General features: G+C 67.4%; 11 protein-coding genes. 1 reads left to right on the top strand and 10 read right to left on the bottom strand.

Features of this window, described 5'->3' with window-relative positions:
- Positions 1-319: 319 nt before the first annotated feature.
- The gene (locus tag C8J25_RS03985; protein WP_107952286.1) at positions 320-1735 is read right to left on the bottom strand and encodes an MFS transporter; all 1416 of its coding nucleotides are present in this window, start codon (positions 1733-1735) and stop codon (positions 320-322) included.
- A gap of 58 nt (positions 1736-1793) precedes the next feature.
- On the opposite strand from C8J25_RS03985, the gene C8J25_RS03990 reads away from it, so the two are divergent.
- A complete protein-coding gene (locus C8J25_RS03990; RefSeq protein ID WP_107952287.1) occupies positions 1794-3920 on the top strand; it encodes a prolyl oligopeptidase family serine peptidase in 2127 nt (708 codons plus the stop codon).
- A gap of 110 nt (positions 3921-4030) precedes the next feature.
- On the opposite strand, the gene C8J25_RS03995 is transcribed toward C8J25_RS03990, so the two are convergent.
- The 9 genes from C8J25_RS03995 to C8J25_RS04035 form a co-directional block, all read right to left on the bottom strand.
- Positions 4031-4582 (bottom strand): glycine zipper 2TM domain-containing protein, encoded by a 552-nt coding sequence (locus C8J25_RS03995; RefSeq protein WP_107952288.1) that lies wholly within the window; start codon positions 4580-4582, stop codon positions 4031-4033.
- 77 nt (positions 4583-4659) lie between these two features.
- Positions 4660-4947, bottom strand: coding sequence for a hypothetical protein (locus C8J25_RS04000; protein ID WP_107952289.1), 288 nt, complete (start codon positions 4945-4947; stop codon positions 4660-4662).
- A 128-nt stretch (positions 4948-5075) separates the two neighbouring features.
- Positions 5076-5369 carry a DUF1330 domain-containing protein gene (locus C8J25_RS04005; protein WP_056487012.1) on the bottom strand — a complete coding sequence of 98 codons (294 nt, stop codon included), beginning with the start codon at positions 5367-5369 and terminating at the stop codon, positions 5076-5078.
- Between the two features lie 40 nt (positions 5370-5409).
- Positions 5410-7332, bottom strand: a complete 1923-nt coding sequence (locus tag C8J25_RS04010) for an alpha-L-fucosidase (RefSeq protein ID WP_107952690.1) — start codon at positions 7330-7332, stop codon at positions 5410-5412.
- 18 nt (positions 7333-7350) lie between these two features.
- The gene (locus C8J25_RS04015; protein WP_107952290.1) at positions 7351-9648 is read right to left on the bottom strand and encodes a GH92 family glycosyl hydrolase; all 2298 of its coding nucleotides are present in this window, start codon (positions 9646-9648) and stop codon (positions 7351-7353) included.
- A complete protein-coding gene (locus C8J25_RS04020; RefSeq protein ID WP_107952692.1) occupies positions 9645-11075 on the bottom strand; it encodes a glycoside hydrolase family 125 protein in 1431 nt (476 codons plus the stop codon). The genes C8J25_RS04015 and C8J25_RS04020 overlap by 4 nt, the downstream gene beginning before the upstream one ends.
- An 11-nt stretch (positions 11076-11086) precedes the next feature.
- Positions 11087-13621 (bottom strand): glycoside hydrolase family 3 C-terminal domain-containing protein, encoded by a 2535-nt coding sequence (locus C8J25_RS04025; RefSeq protein ID WP_107952291.1) that lies wholly within the window; start codon positions 13619-13621, stop codon positions 11087-11089.
- Positions 13618-16203 carry a beta-mannosidase gene (locus C8J25_RS04030; protein WP_107952292.1) on the bottom strand — a complete coding sequence of 862 codons (2586 nt, stop codon included), beginning with the start codon at positions 16201-16203 and terminating at the stop codon, positions 13618-13620. The genes C8J25_RS04025 and C8J25_RS04030 overlap by 4 nt, the downstream gene beginning before the upstream one ends.
- Entirely contained in the window at positions 16203-18524 is a 2322-nt protein-coding gene (locus tag C8J25_RS04035; RefSeq protein ID WP_107952293.1) for a beta-N-acetylhexosaminidase, read from the bottom strand. Before C8J25_RS04035 ends, C8J25_RS04030 begins: the two co-directional genes overlap by 1 nt.
- Positions 18525-18696 lie beyond the last annotated feature (172 nt).

The raw sequence follows: 18696 nt of genomic DNA on the forward strand, positions 1-18696 counted from the left end.
GAGGGGGACCAGCGAAGCTGGTGGAGGGGGCTCACCCCGAGAGTTGCGGTCGTAAATGCTCGGGTTGCTACCTGTGGCTGTCAGCGGTTGCCGTATTCGTTCTTCGAAGCGGTACGCTCCGGGTGATCCCCCTCCACCCCCGCTCTGCGAGCGGCGGTCCCCCTCCCCTTGCCGGGGAGGAATAGCAGGGTGAACATTCTTCTCCTGCTCCCTCTCCCCCTTCCGGGGAGAGGGCTGGGGTGAGGGGCTGTTCCGGGCGGAGCGCTGCTTGGCTGCCCCTCACCCCGACCCTCTCCCCGGAGGGGAGAGGGAGCAGCAGTTAGCGCGTCTGCTGGGCGGGTTGGACGTCCTGCGTTTCCTCGGTCGGCGGGTTGCGGATCGAGGGGCGGAGGCGGCTTAGGCTGCATAGGCCTGCCACTAGCGCTAGACCGGCGGCTACGAGCGGCGGGGTCATGCCGGCGCCTACGCCCATGGCCAGGAGGGCGGCGACCAGGGTGGCGCCGGTGGTCTGGCCTACCAGGCGGACCGTCGAGACGAGGCCGCCCGCCGCTGCGGCGCGTTCGCGGGGGGCGGAGCCGATGATGAGGCGCGCGTTCGGCGCCATGAACATCCCGAACCCCGAGCCGCACAACGCCATCCGCCATGCGATGTCGAAATACCCTGGGTCGGCCGGCATGTACGCGATCAGCAGTAGCGCGCAGATCGAGACGCCCATGCCGATCCCGCCGAGCAGCCCTGCCGGGTAGCGATCCGACAACCAGCCGGAGAGCGGCGCGACGAACATGTTCGCCAGCGGCCATGGCGCGATCGCCGCGCCGACCTCCGCCGCGCTGAAACCGAAGGCGTGCGTCAGGCGGAACGGGGTCGAGAGCAGCAGCGTCATCTGCGCGATGAACGCGGTGTAGGCACCGATCGCCGACAGCGCGAGCACCGGCCGCGCGAGCAGGTCGATTGGCAGGATCGGCTTGGTCTCGCCTTGCTCGCGCTTCACGAAGAACCAGCCGATCACGACGCCGGTCAGGACGATCGCGGCGGAGACGATCGGGCTGTCGCCGTGGACTGCGCTCTCCGCGCCGCCGATGACGAGGCCGATCATTGCCGCGCACATCACCGCGCCAAGGACGTCGAAGGGTTCGTCGTGTTTTCGCGGTTCGGGTAGCGCGCGTCCGAGTAGGAGCGACGCGATCGCGAACGGGACTGCGCTGGCGAACACCCAGGGCCAGGGGGCGATGGCGAGGACGAGGCCGCCGATCGTCGGGGCGAGTGCCGCGGAACTGGAGACGACGACCGAGTTGATCCCCAGGCCGCGACCGAGCTGCTTGGTCGGGTAGATCGAGCGGATCAGCGCCGACGAAACGCTCAGTGCCGCCGCGGCGCCCAGGGCCTGCGCGGCGCGGACGACGAGCAGGAACGGCAGGCTCTTGGCGAAGAAGCAGAGCAACGTCGCTACGGTGAAGAGCAGCTGGCCGTATTGGTACATGCGCTTCAGGCCGATGCGGTCGCCGAGCCCGGAGAACGGGAGCAGCGCCATCGCCAGGATCAGCTGGTACACCGTGACGACGGTCACCACCGCGCTGCTGCCGACGTTCAGATCGCGCGCGATTGTGGGGAGTGCGACGGTGGCGATGCCGCCGTCGATTATGGTGAGCGCAGTGCCTGCCGAGATCGCGGCGATGGCGACGAAGCGGCGGGGCTTGGGCAGGCCGTCGGCCGCCGATATCTGGTCCGGTTGCATTGCGGACCGCGATAGACCTCGGCATGTATCGCGCCAAGCAAATCAGGGAGATACGGTGATGCGGGTTCTGGCTTCGATGCTTGCGGCGACGATATTGAGCGGTGGCGCCGGACTTGCGGGCGGTGCCGCGCTTGCCCAAGTCGCACCGATGACCAAAACGAACACTGCCGATCCGTATATCTGGCTCGAGGACAAGGATGGCGCGAAGCCGTTGGCCTGGGTCGAGGCGGAGAATGCGAAGACGCTCCCCCGGCTCCAGAACGATCCGCGCTACAAGACCTTCTATGCCGAGGCGCTGGCGATCGCGTCGGCGAAGGATCGCATCCCGATGCCGAACCAGATGTTCGGGCGGATCTATAATTTCTGGCGCGATGCCGAGCATCCGCATGGGCTTTGGCGCTGGACGAGTGCGGCGGATTACGCGAGCGCGACGCCGAAATGGACGACCGCGCTCGATCTCGATGCGCTGGGCAAGGCCGAGGGCAAGCAGTGGGTGTGGAAGGGTTCGACCTGTCTCCAGCCCGAGGAGCGGTTGTGCCTGGTCGCGCTGTCGGAGGGCGGCGAGGATGCGGTGACGTATCGGGAGTTCGATCTGTCGACCGGTGCGTTCGTCGAGGGCGGATTCATGCTGCCGAAGTCGAAGCAGGATGCGAGCTGGGTCGACAAGGATACGCTGCTGGTCGCGCGCGACTGGGGGGCGGGGACGACGACGCAGTCGGGCTATGCGTTCGTGCTGAAGCAGGTGAAGCGCGGCCAGCCGCTGACCGCCGCGACCGAGGTGTATCGCGGGGCGGCGACCGACCAGGGGCCGACCGGTGCGGACGTGCTGACCGACGAGAAGGGCAACCGGCTGGTGGTGATCCAGCGACGGAAGACGTTCTTCGGCGCGGACAAGCTGGTGTGGACGCCGGCGGGCACGCGGCCTCTCGCGCTGCCCGACCGGACGTTTCCGGCGGGGATGATCGACGGGCAGGTGATCTTCTCGACCAGCGATCCTTGGGGCAAGATCCCCGAGGGGGCGGTTGCTTCCGCGCCACTCGCCGAGGTGGAAAAGGGGACGATTAACCCGACGATCGTGTTTGCGCCGGGGCCGCGCCAGTCGGTCGACGGGATGGCGCTGACCAGGTCGAAGCTGTTGCTGGTCGTGTCGGACAACGTCCGCGGTCGTGCGTCGGTTTACACGCATGGGGCGGGGGGCTGGACGGCCAAGCCGATCGCGCTGCCCGACAATGCCTCGATCGATGTCGCGAGCACGACCGATCGTAGCGACGATGCGTATCTGACGGTGACGGGGTTCCTGACGCCGACCTCGCTCTATTCGCTTGATGCAGCGACGGGGGCTGCGCCGAAGCCGATCAAGACGCTGCCGGCGAAGTTCGATGCGTCGAACGACGTCGTCGAGCAGTTCGAGGCGACGTCCACGGACGGGACGAAGGTGCCGTATTTCGTGGTCCACAAGAAGGGCATCACGCTCGACGGGACGACGCCGACGATCATGACAGCGTATGGCGGTTTCCAGGTGTCGATGACGCCGAGCTATTCGGGGAGCACCGGCAAGCTTTGGCTGGAAAGGGGCGGGTCGTACGTGCTCGCCAACATTCGCGGCGGCGGCGAGTTCGGGCCGAAATGGCATGACGCTGGGCGGAAGACGAAGCGGCAGGTGATCTATGACGACTTCGCCGCGGTGGCGAAGGACCTGTTCGCGCGGAAGCTGACGAGTCCGGCCAAGCTGGGGATCTATGGCGGGTCGAATGGTGGGTTGCTGATGGGGGTCGAGTTCAATCAGCATCCGGACCTATGGAAGGCTGTGACGATCCAGGTGCCGTTGCTCGACATGATCCGGTACGAGGGGATTGCGGCAGGGGCGTCGTGGGTCGACGAATATGGCTCGGTGACGGTGCCGGCGGAGAAGGCTTTCCTCGAGACGATCTCGCCGTATCAGAACATCAAGAGGGGCATGGCGTATCCGGAGCCGTATATCTGGACGACTACCAAGGACGACCGGGTCGGGCCGCAGCATGCGCGGAAGTTCGCGGCGCGGTTGAAGGAATATGGGCTTCCGTATCTTTACTATGAGGACACGGCGGGTGGGCATTCGGGCGATGCGGATATCGAGCAGGGGGCTCGGTTGCAGGCTTTGCAGATGACGTATTTTACGCAGAAGCTGGTCGGGCCGGCGAAGTAGGGGGCGGCCAAATAACTACGTCATCCTGGACTTGCTCCAGGATCCAGAGCCACGAAGCGTTATGCTCGTGGCTCTGGATCCTGACTTTCGTCAGGATGACGAAGTTTGGTTCAGCGGCAGCGGACCTGGCTGTTGTTCTGCTCCACTGCACGCCCGGCGAGGCCACCTGCCGCTGCACCCAGCAGCGAGCCGACGATCCGCGAACGGCCGCCGTCGATCACGTTGCCGAGGATGCCGCCACCGGCCGCGCCGATGATCAGCCCGGTCGTGCCGTCGTTGCGCTTGCAGTAATATTTGCCGTCTTGACCCGCATAGACGCGGTCGTTGGTCGACAGCGTGCGCTCCTGATAGTTCGGGCCGGCGCGATAGTAGCGCGAGGGATCGTAATTGCCTTCATCGCGCTCGTCCGGATACGCTTCCTGGTAGCCGCCGCTGCGATCTGGCGCGGTGCGATAGCCGCCCTGGGGCGCGTAGCCGCCACGATTGCCGCGGACCGACTGGTAGCGATCGAATTCCTGGCGGAAGATCTGCAATTCGCTGTCGAGGCGCGACTGGGCGGCGGCGAAACGCGCGTCGTCGGCTTGCGACTGCGCGAGTGCGGGGGTGGCGGCTGAGAGGCAGGTAGCGGCGATCAGTGCAGCCGTACCGAGAAAACGCTTCATGATCCGGGTCCTTCTAAGAGGTCACAACGAGAGTGGGCGGCAGCATCGCGCCACCGCCCACTCAATTTCAAGACTTATCAGCGGCAGATCTGCACGCGGCGGTTGTGGCGCCATTCGGTGCGGCAGCGGCGGTTGTTGTTCCAGTTGCGACGATCATGATCGCGACCACGCCAGCGGCGGTCGTCATGACGATCGCCACGATGGTCGTTGTGGCGATAGTCGCGGCGGTCGCCACGGTGGTCGCCCCGGTGATCGTTGTCGCGATACTGCTGGCTGTACCCGCGCTGTGCTTCTGCGGGAGCGGCGGCGCCGAGGCCGAGTGTCGCGAAGGCCAACCCGGCAGCGATGAGATGTGTAAACTTCATGAGATGTCCTCTCGAACCCGACAATCGGGATGTGCCGTTGATACGGCTATCGAGAGACATCGTTCCTGAACGGGGTTGTTGGCTGGCGTACAGGTTGGGCGCGCCAGCCGGGGATCAGTGGCCCGATGTTAGCCGGGGAGGCCCTCGATCACGAACACGCGGTAGTCGGCGCCCTTTAGACGGTGCTGCAACGCGTCCTGATAGGCCGGGCTGTCATACCAGGCATGCGCCTCGGCCACGTCCGGGAATTCGAGGATCACGGCGCCCTCGACAGCCTGACCTTCGAGCGTCTCGACCGCACCGTAGAACGCCAGCGGCTTCAGCGTGCGGCCTTCGCGGGCGAGGGGTGCCTTGGCCTGGTATTGCTTCATCTCTTCGGCATCGGTGACTTCGTTGCGCACGAACACGACATAGGCGGTCATCTGGATTCTCCTTCTGCGGCGGCAGATATACCTGTGCCCGTCATAATGCGCCTGGTTTCGGTCTGAACGCGCCGAGGCCGGCGATCGCCAGCCGTTGTGCGGGGATCGCGGTCTCGGCGAACGAGAAGCGCAGGTAGCGCGCGGTGGTCGGTCGGGCGAAGGCGATCCGCTGGGCGGCGAGCGCGTAGGCGATGTTGGGGAGTTCGCCCTTGGCGATGTCCTGCCAGGTCTTGCCGTCGGTGCTTGCCTCGACCCGGTAGCCTTTCGGCGGGGCGGTCTTTGCCATCACCGCGCGGGACGGGATCAGGACGAAGCCGGCGAGCGTTTCGCTCGCGGCGAGGTCGATCGTGACCGAGGCGGGTGTGCCGGGCGCGGGTGCGGGCATGGTCCAGGCGGTCGCGCTGTCGTCGTCGAGCAGCGCCTTGGCACCCGGTGCGGTCGCGGTGACGATCGACCAGCGGCTGGTTACGACCGTGGTCGTGTCGGTGTTGCGGACCTGGGCGACGGGCTCGGGCGCGACCTGACGGAAGAGCGCGACTTCGCTGATCGCGGGGCAGGCTGTGCCTTCGAGGATGCGCAGGCGGAGGCGGCGGGGGGCGGTCGGCGTGTCCAGGCGGACGATGCGCTGGGGGCCGATGCCCGAATGCTCGGCGAGCTTTTCCCATCGTCCGTTGATCTCCGCATCAATAGCGAACCGGGTCACGCGGATGCCGAGTGGGAGATACTCGCGGAGGCGGATGAGGTCGAACGATTGGCCCGGCGGGAGGTCCAGCGTCAGCGTCGGCGTAGTGATGGCGTCGGGCGTCGACCAGTAGGTGTCGCGGTTGCCGTCGAGCACCGTGCTTGCCGCATAGGTCTTCCCGCGGGCGTGGCTGGCGGATGCGACGGCGCCCTTGGCGAGATCGGTGGCGAAGGTCGCGGCTTGAGCAGCGCCGAACGACTTCAGCGTCTCGACGTCGATATCGGCGAGCCGACCGCGGCGGTCGGGCGGCAGGTTGAGGTTGAGGTTGGTGCCGCGACCGACCGACTCGTCGTGGAGCTTGATGAGGCGCGCGGGCGTCTTGACCTTCGAATCCTCGTCGGCGTGGTAGAACCAGCCGGGCCGGATCGAGACGTCGGTCTCGGCGGGCCACCAAAGGGGCGCACCGCGCACGCCCGAATTGCCCTCGGACTGGACATAGGGATGGTTCGGCATGGTCGGCCAGCACGGATCGCCGGCGACGCCGTCCTCGTTCCCGACCCAGCGGAGGTCCGCGCCGAGCGGGTCGAAGGTGCAGGCCATCGGCTGATGCTCGTGGACCAGCGCGACGATCGACGGCCAGTTATAGTATTTGGGCGCGTCGATCTTCCGCGTGTCGCGCGCGCCGCCGTAATAGCCGTCGCCGCCGTTCGCGCCGTCGAACCAGAATTCGAACAGCGTGCCGTAACGGGTGCAGAGTTCGACCACCTGCTTGCGGAAATACTCGACATAGGCCGGGCGGCCATAGTCGGCGTGGTTGCGATCCCAGGGTGAGAGATAGAGGCCGAAATCGAGCCCGGCACGGCGCGTGGCGCGTTCCATCTCGCCGACGATGTCGCCCTTGCCGTCCTTGTAGGGGCTGTTGCGGATGCAGTGTTCGGTCAGCATCGTCGGCCAGAGGCAGAAGCCGTCATGATGCTTGGCGGTCAGGATGATCCCGCGCATGCCGCCTGCCTTGGCCGCGGCGACGATCTGGTCGGGCGAGAAGTCGGTCGGGTCGAAGAGCTTCAGATCCTCGTCGCCATAGCCCCATTCGCGATCGGTGAAGGTGTTGATCGAGAAATGGACGAACGCATATTGCTCGCGCGCGTGCCAGGCGAGTTGCCGCTTCGAGGGCGTCGCGCCCCAAGGCTTCGGCGCGGTGTCGCGGCCGGCACCGATCGCGGGCGTGGCGGTGGCGGCTAGACCCGAGGCGAGCAGCAGGCGGCGGGAAACTTCGGTCATCATCGTCTCCGGGGGGTATCAGGCAGCGGGCTGGCCGAACGAGGGCGGTCGGTCGGCGAGCTTCGCGCCGAATGCAGAGTTCGGCGTGGCGGACATCGTGAAGCGGAGCGTGCCGCCGGCCGCGAGATTGGCATGCGATATCCAGCTTTTCGTCCACGGCTTGCCGTTCCACTGGACCGCCGCGACGTAGGGCGTGTCGGCGCGGTTGCCGGGGGCTTCGACGACCAGCTTGCGACCCTTGCCGACGCGGACTTCGGCGTGGGTGAACAGCGGCGAGCCGAACACGTACACCGCCGCGACCGGATCGACCGGGTAGAAGCCGAGCGCGGACATCACGAACCACGCGCTCATCTGGCCGCAATCGTCGTTGCCGATGATTCCGTCGGGCGCGTTGCGGTACATCGTGTCGAGCAGCTTGCGGACCAACGCCTGCGTCTTCCACGGCTGGCCGACATAGGCGTAGAGATACGGCACGTGCTGGTCGGGTTCGTTGCCGTGCGCATATTGGCCGAGCAGGCCGGAGATGTCCGGCGGCGCGTCCTTGGGCAGCGTCGACGGCGCGGCAAACAGCGCATCGAGCCGGCTCGCGAACTTCGCGTCGCCGCCGAAATGCGCGATCTGGCCGTAGAGATCGTGCTGGTTCAGGAACGTCGTCTGCCAGCCATTCGCTTCGGTATAATCGCGGTAGCGCTTGGTGTGGCCGAGCTGGATCGGGTCGTAGGGCGTCAGCCAACTGCCGTCGGCGAGTTTGGGCCGCGCGAGGCCGATCGCGGGATCGAGCACGTTACGGTAGTTGCGGCTGCGGAGACGCAGGCGATCGGCGTCTTCTTTCGCGCCGGCCTTCTGCGCGAGCGTCGCCATTGCCCAGTCGTCATAGGCGTATTCCTGAGTCCGGCTGACCGACTCGTCGACGACGTCCGCGGGTAGGTAGCCGCGCTCGATATAGGTGCCACGCGCGCGGCTGTTGACGAGGTCGGGCGCGGCGGGATCGAACGCGCGCGTTCGGATCGCGGGCCATGCTGCGGCATAGCCGGCGTCGATGCCCTTTGCCGCGGCCTCGGCTATGATCGCGACCGAGTGCCAGCCGATCATCGTGCCGGTCTCGACTCCCTGGAGCGGCCAGCAGGGCGGGCCGTACGCGCTTTGCTGCGTCTGGCGGATCAGGTCGCGGACCAGCGACTTCGCGCGATCGGGCGCGACCAAAGTCAGCAGCGGGTGGAGCGTGCGATACGTGTCCCAGGTCGAATAGGTGCTGTACGCCTGCTCGCCGGCGGGGACGCTGTGGACTTCGCGATCGAGCCCGACATAGCGGCCGTCGACGTCGGAGAAGAGCGTCGGCGCGATCATCGCGTGGTAGAGCGCGGTGGTCATGATGACGCGGGCGTCGTTGCTGCCGCCCTCGACCTTCACGACCTTGAGCGTGTCCGCCCAGTTGCGGATAGCCTGGCGTCGCGCAACGTCGAACTCGCGGAAATAGGACGCGGCGAGGTTGGTGCGCGCGCCGGCCATGTCGACCGCGGAGACGGCGGTGCGGACGACGATCGGTGCGGCACCCGCGTTATCGTAATGCAGCACCGCACGGACGCGGTCGGCGGTGACGATCGCGCCGTTGACGCCCTGCGTGTCGGCGTAGAGCGTGATCCGGTCGGGCTTTGGCGACACGTGCATCGCGAAATGGATGCGGCGCCCCTTCGCCCAGCGGAACGTGCGGCGGCTGCCGGTGAGCGTGCCGTCGGTATCGAGCTCGATCCGGCTCTCGTCGATCAGCGGACCTTCGCCGGGGCGGCTGTCGCGGTAGTTGCCGAGGTCGACCAGAAGGTGGCCGGGGCCGGCGGGGAAGTGGTGACGCTGCCACCCGACGCGCGTCTCCGCGGTCAGTTCGGAGCGGACGCCGTTGCCGAGCGTGACGGCGTAATAGCCGGGCTCGGTGACTTCCTGCGTGTAAGTCTGGCGATAGCCTTCGCCGGGCTTGTCGGGTGCGCCGGGCAGCAGTTTGACCGCGCCGCGACCGGGGACGACCAGCACGTCCATCAGGTCGGCGATGCCGGTGCCCGACAGATGCGTGTGCGAGAAGCCCATCATGGTCGGGTCGCCGTGATGATAGCCCGAACAGTTCGCCCAATTCTCGGTATCGGTGTCGGGGCTGACCTGCACCATCCCGAACGGCATCGTCGCGCCGGGATAGGTATGGCCGTCTCCGCCGGTGCCGATCCAGAGGTTGGGCGCGGCCTTTGCGGACCGTGCGGCGGCGGGGATCGCGCCGGTGAGTGCGAGCGCACCGCTGGAGCCGAGCAGGGCGCGTCGGGTGATCTTCATAAGGAGCTCGCCAATAGTGCGGGGCGGGTGTTCGCAAGCTGAACGATCAGTTCCCCGAACAGCCCGTTGGCCCAGGCGAACCAGGACCGCGTGAACTTGGCGGGATCGTCCTTGTCGAACGCCTCGTGGATGAAACCGGTGTCGGCGTCGGTGTCGCGCAGCATACGCAAGCACGCGCGGACAGTCGCGTCGTCGGCGCCCGCCAGCGCGCGGACGATCAGCGACATCGGCCAGATATGGCCGAGCCCGACATGCGGTCCGCCGATCCCCTCGGCCTTGGCGCCCTTGAAGAAATAGGGGTTGGCGTCGCTCCAGGCGGCTTGCGCGGTGCGGCGCCAGAGCGGATCGGTGGCGCGGACGCAGCCCATATAGGCGAGCGCGGAGAGCGACGGCACGTTGGCGTCGTCCATGAAGACCGCGTTGCCGAAGCCATCGACCTCGTACGCCCAGACCTCGCTGCCGTCGCGCAGGCGCATCCGGCCGTGCGCGACGAGCGCCGCCTCGACTTCATTCGCGAGCGCGGTGGCATCAGCGGCGAGCCCCGTGTCGTGACGTGCTTCGTTCGCGACGACCGCGAGTTCGCGCAGGGTGGTGACCGCGAACAGGTTCGACGGGATCAGATACGGGTAGACGCAGGAATCGTCCGAGGGGCGGAAGCCGCATTGGATCAGGCCGTTGGGCTTGGCGGGATTGCCCCAGCCTTCGAGCGCCATCGTCTCGGTGTTGCGGTTCGAGGATCGCAGGAAGCTGTAGGGGCCGCGATCGTCCTTGCGCTGTTGCTCGCGGTAGGTGCGGATGCTCGCGCGCGCCGCCTCGGCCCAGGTCGCATCGAACGGCGTGGCATCACGCGTCGCCTGCCAATAGCCGTAGGCGAGGCGCATCGGATAGCAGAGCGAGTCGATCTCCCATTTGCGCTCCGCGACGCCGGGTTTCATCTCGGTCTGGTCCTTCAGCGCCCAGCTGAGGTTGGTCTTCGCCGTCGGGCTTTCCATGAACGCGTTGGCGTAGGGGTCGATCAGGATCGAGCGCGATTGGCGTGCGATCAGGCCGCGGAAGAGCGTGCGTAGCGCCGGATCTTCGCGGACGAGATGGAGATAGGGGCGAAGCTGCGCGGAGCTATCGCGGAGCCAGAGGCAGGGGATGTCGCCGGTGATGACGAACGCATCGGGGGCGCCGCCGATCGTCGACATGCGGACGGTGGTGTCGAGCGTGTTCGGATAGCAGTTGCCGAACATCCAGCGGAGTTTCGGGTCGCCGATCCGGGCCGAGACGCGCGCGATCTCGCGTTCGACCGAGCGGCTGGTGAAGTTGCGGTTGGCGAGCGCGGGGCGCTTGCTGGGGAGCGAGGGGCGGGCGGCGAAGGCGGGCGTGCCGACGAGCGCCAGGCCCCCGGCTACACCGCCCGCCATGACGGTGCGGCGGTCCATGGTCGTGGCGCTCACTTGGGCAGCTCCACCGTCGTGCCGGTGATCGTCAGGTCGCTCCATTGGCCCGCGCCGTCGCCGGGCTGGCCGCCGCCGATATAAAGGCGGTAGGCGCCGGGGACGATCGTCCGCGTGCCGTCGCGTGCGACGCTGCTCATCGATCGCGGATCGATCGTGAGCGGCACGGTGCGTGACTGGCCGGGCTTGAGCGCGACGCGGCCGAAGCCGACGAGCTGGCGCTGGAGGACGGGTGTGGTCGGGCCGCCGGCCTTGGCCGCGGGCGCTACGAGGTAGGCCTGGACGACTTCTTCACCGGCGCGGTTGCCGGCGTTCGACAGCTTGGCGGTGACGGTGAGCGGCTGTCCGGCGGCGACGCTGAGGGATGGCTTTGTCACCGAGTACGCAAAGTTCGTGTAGCTCAGGCCGTGGCCGAAACCCCAGAGCGGCGTGCCGGTGAAGTACCGGTAGGTGCGCTCCTTCATGGTGTAGTCGGTGAACGCGGGCAGGTCGCCGGTGGTCTTGTAGAAGGTGACGGGGAGGCGGCCCGACGGGTTGTTGAGCCCCGCCAGCGTCTCGGCGATCGCGGTGCCGCCGGCCTGGCCCGGATACCAGGCGGCGAGGATCGCATCGGCCGATGCCGGATCGACCGCGACCGCGCTGCCGCTGGTGAGGACGAGGACGATGGGCTTGCCGGTGGCCTTCAATGCTTCGAGCAGGCGGACCTGCGCTGGAGGCAGGCCGATGTCGGTGCGGTCGCCGCCGACGAAGCCGGGGACGCTGACCGAGAGTGCTTCGCCTTCGAGATCGGGCGACAGGCCCATCACCGCGACGATCACGTCGGCGTCGCGCGCGGTGGCGACGGCCTGGTCGAGCAACGGCTGTGCGGGGGGGGCCCAGAGCAGGCGGACGCCTTCGTCGTCGCTGCGATGATCGAGTTCGAGGCGGAACGGGACGGGCTTGCCGTCGCTGGTGAGCGTGACCTCGACGCGGCCCTTCTTGACCTCGCCGGCGGAGAGCTGGCGGTCGCCGATCCAGAGCCGGACCGCGTCGTGCGTCGCGCAATCCTTCCAGCAGGCGGGGACGTCGACGACCAGCGGATAGGTGCCGGCGGCGGGGGGCGTGAAGGTCCCGGTCCAGCGCACGCCGAACGTCTTGGCGAGACCGGGCGTGGGGCTCGCGCGGTTGTGGTCGATGTCGATGTGGCGATCGGTGCGCGTCAGGGTCGGTGCGCCGACGCCAGCCTGGGCGGCGAAATACTCGGTCTTCAGGCGGCCGGCGAAGACGGTCTCGGGGACGGGCACGGCTGCACCGTCGGCTAGCGACGAGCCTTGCGCGTAGCGGACGTTGGCGGCGCCGAACTGCTTGCGGATGCCCTCCAGCGGGGTGACGGGGGCGACCGCGGTGCCGTGGTAATTACCCTGCAGCACGCCGAGATCGTCGGCGTCCGCGCCGATCACCGCGATCCGGCTGCCGGGCTTCAATGGCAGGCGGTTGGCGTCGTTCTTGAGCAGGACGATCGACTTCCGTGCCGCGTCGAGCGCGAGCGTACGGTGGGCGGGGGTGTCGACCTGGTCGGTGCCGATGCTGCGCCACGGATTGGCGGCGCCGAACACGGTGCCGAGCGCGCGGCGGGCTTCGAGCGAACGGATCAACGCGGTGTCGACCTCGGCTTCGGTGACGAGGCCCTGGCGGACGGCGGCGGGGAGGGCGGCATAGGCACTGCCGCAATTGAGGTCGGTGCCGCCTCGTATCGCGGCGGCGGCGGCGCCCGCGGCGTCGAGGCGGTAGTGGTGGTAGAGGCTGATGTTCGACACCGCGTCGCAGTCCGACACGGTGAAGCCCTTGAACCCCCAGTCGCGCCGCAGCCGGTCGACCATCAACGCCGACGATGCACAGGCGGGGACGCCGTGGATCGAGTTGTACGCGCACATCAGCGACTGCGCCTTGCCCTCGGTGACGGCGAGGCGGAATGCGGGGAAGTAGGTCGCCTCCAGGTCATAGGGGCTGGGATCGACGTCGAAGCTGTCGCGTCCGGCTTCGGGGCCGCTGTGGACCGTGAAATGCTTGGGGGTAGCGATGACCTTGGGGTGGAGCGGGTCGGGGCCCTGCAACCCGCCGATGAACGCGACGCCGAGGCGACCGGTCAGATACGGGTCCTCGCCGTAAGTTTCCTGGCCGCGGCCCCAGCGTGGATCGCGGAAGATGTTGATGTTGGGTGACCAGATCGTCAGCCCTTCGTAGATCTTGCGGTTCGCGCCGACGTCCTGCGCATTGAAGCGCGCGCGCGCCTCGGTCGCGACGACGTCGCCGATCTTCGCGACCAGCGCGGTATCCCAGGTCGCGGCCATGCCGATCGCCTGTGGGAAGACGGTCGCGTGGCCGTTGCGCGCGAGGCCGTGAAGCCCTTCGTTCCACCAGTCATAGGCGGGCAGGCCGGCTTTTGGATCGGCGGGCACGGTGCTCTGCAACTGCGCCGCTTTCTGTTCGAGCGACATTTGCGCGACGGCGGTCGCCACCGGGTCGGCGGACGCGAGCAGGAGCCAGATCATCGGGCGAGGGTCCTCAAGGTAAGCGCTTTTCGCAAGGTGGCGGCGGAGGCGTCGGAGACGACATGGATGGTGACGCTTTCGCCCGGCAACAGGTCGAAGCCGTCGTCGGACGGCTGGGCCGCGACCGCGCCGAAATCGAGCATGACCGCGCGGGCCAGATTTGTCGCGGTGATCTTCACGTCGGTGCCGGTCCAGCGAACGCTCAGGCCGGGGTCGGGATACGCCATGTCCTTGGGCAGGGCGCGCTCGATGATCGCCCGGCTCGTGCCGCCGTTATCGAGCTGCAGATCGGCGACCGCGTAGCTGGCGGTGGGGGCAGCAGCCCCGAACAGCGCATCGTCGGACAGCGTCGCGACCAGTCTCGACGAGAGCGGCTCGAGCATCAGCGCGGCGGTGGTGTCCTTCAACACCTTGCCGTCCATCGTCATCGTCCGCACCCGCCAGCGTGAGTCGACCAGCGTGGTCGCGTCGGAGATCAGCGAGATACGCGTCGCGCCGTCTTTCCGCTCGACGACGATCGCTTGCGGCGCAAAAAACCGCCGGGCGGCGTAGTTGAGCAGCTTCCACCGGCCGGCATGATCGATGCTCGCCCAACTGATCGAGGGCCAGACGTCGTTGAGCTGCCAGTAGAGCGAACCCATCGTCACCGGGCGGCAGGCGCGGTGATGCGAGGCGGCGATGCGGATCGCCTCGGCCTGGTTGACCTGCGTCAGGTACACGAGATCGGCGAAATCGCGCGCCGGCCGCAACCGATCGCGCAGGTACATCATCAGCCGCTCATTGCCTTCGCCGGCGAGGAACTTCTGGTGCGCTTTCATCACCGGGCTGTCCGCGGTGAGCGTACCCTTGCCGGCGAATTCGCGGATCGTCGACAGGTCGGGCATCGACTGGAAGCCGTATTCGGACATGAAGCGCGGGCAGCTGTCGAGATAGTTCTCGACCGGCTTGGAGCCCGACCAGACGTCCCAGAAATGGCGGTCGCCGTCCTTGTCGGTGTCGACGGGGCCCTCGTAATTGGTCGAGGGCGAGCCTGGCCAATAGGGCGTGCCGGGGGCGTTGCGCGTCACGGCTTCGCGCAGCACGCGGTCGAACAGCACGGCCATGCCGGCGCCGATGCGCTCCTGCTCGTCGGCACCGACCGCCTTCTTGAACGCTTTCCGGTCCGACCAGTTTTCCCAGCCCGACAGGACCTCGTTGCCGCCGGCCCACAGCACGACGGAGGGATGCGATCCGATCCGCGCGACCTGTTCCTCGGCCTCGATCCGGACGTTCTCGCGGAAAGCGGCGTCGGGCGGCGTGACGCTGCCGCCGAACATGAAGTCCTGCCATACCATCAGGCCCATCCGGTCGGCGATGTCGTAGAACGCGTCGTCCAGATAGGTCCCGCCGCCCCAGATGCGGACCATGTTCATGTTGGCGTCGCGCGCGCCCTTCAGGATCGTCTCCATATAGGCAGGCGTGACGCGCGCCGGGAAACTGTCGAACGGGATGATGTTCGCGCCCTTGGCGAAGATCGGCGTGCCGTTGACCTTGAACCCGAAGCTGCCGTCCTTGCGGATGAGCTCGACCGTGCGCAGGCCGATCCGCTTCGTCACGCTGTCCTCGGGAGTCGGCTCCGCGCCGCCCAACGAGGCGGTAACGGTGTAGAGCGGTTGTGCGCCGTAACCGACCGGCTGCCAACGTTTCGGATCCGCGATCACCAGCGGGATCGAGACCGCGTTGGTGCCCTTAACGAGCGTCACCGTCCGGTCGACCGAGACCGTCTTGCCGTCCGGCCCGGTGACCGCGGCGCGGATCGTCGCGACGCCGGGCGTCTCGACGGCGATGTCGAGCTTGGCGGACAGCCGTGCTTCGGTCGGCGTCAGTGCTTCCTGGTCGACGCGGAGCGTTTCGATCCGCGCGTCGTCCCAGATCTCCAGCCGGACCGGACGCCAGATGCCGGTGTTGACGATGCGGGGACCCCAGTCCCAGCCGTAATTGTATTTGGGTTTGCGAATGTAGGGCGAGGTCTGCTTGCCCTTCGGTTCGTCGCCGAACGCGCTGTCATATTCGCCGGGCAGCGGGTTCTTCTCGGCGAGCACCATCGGCTGGAGCGTGCGGATCGGCGAGGCGATCGTCACCAGCACCTCGTTGCGCCCGACCTTCAGCACCGGCTGCGCATCCACGCGCCAGCGCCGGTGCGCGTTGTCGGTGGTGAGGAGTACCTTGCCGTTGACGCTGACCGTCGCGAACGTATCGAGCCCGTCGAACACGAGGTCGAGGTGATTGCGCTGCATCATCGCCGGGGTGACGTCGAACACCCGGCGGAACTGCCATTTGGTCAGCCCCGCCCACTGGATCGCCGCCTCGTTGGTGCCCTTGAACGGATCGGGCACGCGGTGCGCGGCAATCAGGTCCTGTTGCACCGATCCCGGGACGGCCGCGGGCAGCCAAGTGGCCTCGCGCTTGTGCGCGGCAATCGCGGCGGTGTCGGTCGGATCGATCCGCACCTGCCACGCGCCGTCGAGCGGCACGATGGTCTTGGGCGAGGCGAAGGCGGGCGCGGCGAGCGCGATCAGGGGAAGGACGAACCAGCGACGCATCAGCGTGTCTCCGACAGGGTCATGCGCTCGACCGCGTAGAACGGGTCGGACGTGGGGGAGGTGAATTGGAGGCAGACGTCGCGGTCTCCGGTGATCGTCGGCAACGTCCCCCTGACGCTGAAGCGGGTCGGCGCGGTCTTCGGATCGGGCAGCGGGAAGGTGCCGGCGATCACCGGTTTCGCACCCTTCACGGTGCAGCCGACCAGCACCATCAGCTCGCCGTGCGGCGTCACGTTGTAATGCTGGCGGACCTTGGTGACGTCATGCGCGAGGCCCCAGTTGCGCGGCAGGCGGGCGATATCGATCGTGAACCCCTTAGCGACATCCATCGGCGCGGCCGGGTAGGCGGTGCAGGTATCGAAGATGTCGGCGTTGAACACCGGCGCATTGCCCTGCGCCTCCGACGTCAGCGGCAGGCGCAGGCCGAGCGACCCCCCTGGGCATGCGATCATGTCGGACGCGGTGCGGGTCAGCAGCGCCTGGCGCCCGGTCTCGAACAGCCGCGGCTCAGCGACCGGCTGGCCACTCGCATCGAACGCAGCGGCGCGGATCGACACGCCGGGCTTTACCGAAAGCGGCGCGGTGTAGGCGGTCGAACGCGCGGTCGGCACCTTGCCGTCGAGCGTGTAGCGGATCGTGCCGTACGGCGCCTGCGTCGCGAGCACGACTTTCGCCTTGTTGGTGCGGAGCGCATCGCCGCGTGTGCCGTCGAGCGTGTAGCCGACCGCGAACGCACTGTCCGCGACCTCCAGCCCCGACTTGCGCCAGCGCCGGATCTGCGGCTGGACCCGGTCGAGGAAGCCGGCGAAATCGCGCTTGTCCTTGCCCGACCAGGTGATTTCCGCGAGTGCAGCGGCGCGCGGGAAGATCAGGTGCTGCATCTGATACGGCGTGACGATGTACTCGCTCCACAGATTGGCCTGCGCGCCGAGCACGTGCTGCGCCTTGTCCGCCGAGATGCCCGTCGGCATCGGCTCGTAGTTATAGACGGTTGCGAGCGACTGGATCGCGAGCCGGCCGGGTGGTTCGTCGCGGCGATCGCTTTGCAGATTGTCGAAATACAGCGTCGGTGCGGGCGACAGCACGACGTCGTGATTCTGGTTCGCGGCGTCGACCGCGCCCTTTTCACCACGCCACGACATTACTGAGGCCGACTGGGGCAGGCCGCCCTCGAGGATCTCGTCCCAGCCGATCAGGCGGCGCTTCTTGCTCGCCAGATAGGTCCCGAACTGGTCGATCATCCAGCTTTGCAGGCCGTTCTCGTCCTTGATGCCGAGCTTCGCCATCTGCGCCTGCACCTCGGGGCTGCGTTCCCACTGGTCCTTGACCGCCTCGTCGCCGCCGAGATGGATGTAGGTGCCGGGGAACACCGCCATCAGTTCGTCGAGCACCGTCTTGACGAACGCGATGCCCTTGGGGCCGGGGTTGAAGAGGTACGGGTTGACGCCCCATGCGTTGCTGACCTGGGGCGTGTCGCCGATCACGCCGAGGTCTGGATAGGCTGCGACGAGCGCCTGTGCATGGCCGGGCAGGTCGATCTCGGGGACGATGACGATGCCGCGCTCGGCGGCGTAGGCGACCAGTTTGCGCAGTTCGTCCTGCGTGTAGAAACCGCCGACGCGCGTGCCGGGTGCTTCGCCGGTCGAGGGGCTGGTACGGATGCTGCCGATCTCGGTCAGCTTGGGATAGGCCTTCACCTCGAACCGCCAGCCCTGGTCGTCAGACAGGTGCAGGTGGAGCGTGTTGAGCTTCACCGACGCCATCTGGTCGACGATCGCGTAGATCGAGGGCAGCGACTGGAAATGCCGCGCGGTGTCGACCATCAGCCCACGCCAGCCGAAGCGGGGGGCGTCGTCGATCGTGACCGCCGGGATGCGCACGGGTCGGCCGAACGCGCGATCGGGACTGATGAGCTGGGCGAGCGTCATCGCGCCGTAGAGAAGCCCGGCGTCGCCCGACGCAGTGATCTTCACGCCCGAAGCATCGACGGTCAACCGGTACGCTTCGGCGCCCTTGATCGCGGCGTCGCGAACGAAACGGATATTGCCGTTAGGCGACGTCTGGAGAGCCAGCCCGCGCTCGGTCTTCACATGCGCGATGAGCAGAAGCGCTGCGGCGGCGGCACCGGTGTCGGAAGGATCGGCTGTGATCGTCGCACCGTTGGCGATCATGAAGCTGCCGGTGGTACGCGTGATTGCAGAAGGTTGCGGTACCAGTGGCAGGCGGTCCTGCGCTTGGGCCGGGACCGCGCAGAAAGCGGCGGGAAGCAGCGCCGTCGCCGTCAGCCAGCGCCCGGCATTTCGGTTCGCGGTTGCACGCATGTCGACTGCTCCCTGTATCGGCTCCTGACGGCCGCTGGTCGAGGAATGTAACCAATATAAGTCCAGACACAAGCCCGTCATTTGACAGCAAGCTTGTCCTGCTCTGACAGGGGATCGGACGTGGGGCGGTCAGGGGACATACCAATATGGCCCATGGATTTAGTCTGGTTGC

It is taken from the genome of Sphingomonas faeni (assembly GCF_003053745.1).
In the GTDB taxonomy this organism is placed as follows: Bacteria; Pseudomonadota; Alphaproteobacteria; order Sphingomonadales; family Sphingomonadaceae; genus Sphingomonas; species Sphingomonas faeni.

Excerpts from the sequence above, each read along its gene's own strand:
- C8J25_RS03985 (WP_107952286.1), bottom strand. The coding sequence starts at position 1,735 with ATGCAACCGGACCAGATATCGGCGGCCGACGGCCTGCCCAAGCCCCGC.
- C8J25_RS03990 (WP_107952287.1), top strand. The coding sequence starts at position 1,794 with ATGCGGGTTCTGGCTTCGATGCTTGCGGCGACGATATTGAGCGGTGGC.
- C8J25_RS03995 (WP_107952288.1), bottom strand. The coding sequence starts at position 4,582 with ATGAAGCGTTTTCTCGGTACGGCTGCACTGATCGCCGCTACCTGCCTC.
- C8J25_RS04000 (WP_107952289.1), bottom strand. The coding sequence starts at position 4,947 with ATGAAGTTTACACATCTCATCGCTGCCGGGTTGGCCTTCGCGACACTC.
- C8J25_RS04005 (WP_056487012.1), bottom strand. The coding sequence starts at position 5,369 with ATGACCGCCTATGTCGTGTTCGTGCGCAACGAAGTCACCGATGCCGAA.
- C8J25_RS04010 (WP_107952690.1), bottom strand. The coding sequence starts at position 7,332 with ATGACCGAAGTTTCCCGCCGCCTGCTGCTCGCCTCGGGTCTAGCCGCC.
- C8J25_RS04015 (WP_107952290.1), bottom strand. The coding sequence starts at position 9,648 with ATGAAGATCACCCGACGCGCCCTGCTCGGCTCCAGCGGTGCGCTCGCA.
- C8J25_RS04020 (WP_107952692.1), bottom strand. The coding sequence starts at position 11,075 with ATGGACCGCCGCACCGTCATGGCGGGCGGTGTAGCCGGGGGCCTGGCG.
- C8J25_RS04025 (WP_107952291.1), bottom strand. The coding sequence starts at position 13,621 with ATGATCTGGCTCCTGCTCGCGTCCGCCGACCCGGTGGCGACCGCCGTC.
- C8J25_RS04030 (WP_107952292.1), bottom strand. The coding sequence starts at position 16,203 with ATGCGTCGCTGGTTCGTCCTTCCCCTGATCGCGCTCGCCGCGCCCGCC.
- C8J25_RS04035 (WP_107952293.1), bottom strand. The coding sequence starts at position 18,524 with ATGCGTGCAACCGCGAACCGAAATGCCGGGCGCTGGCTGACGGCGACG.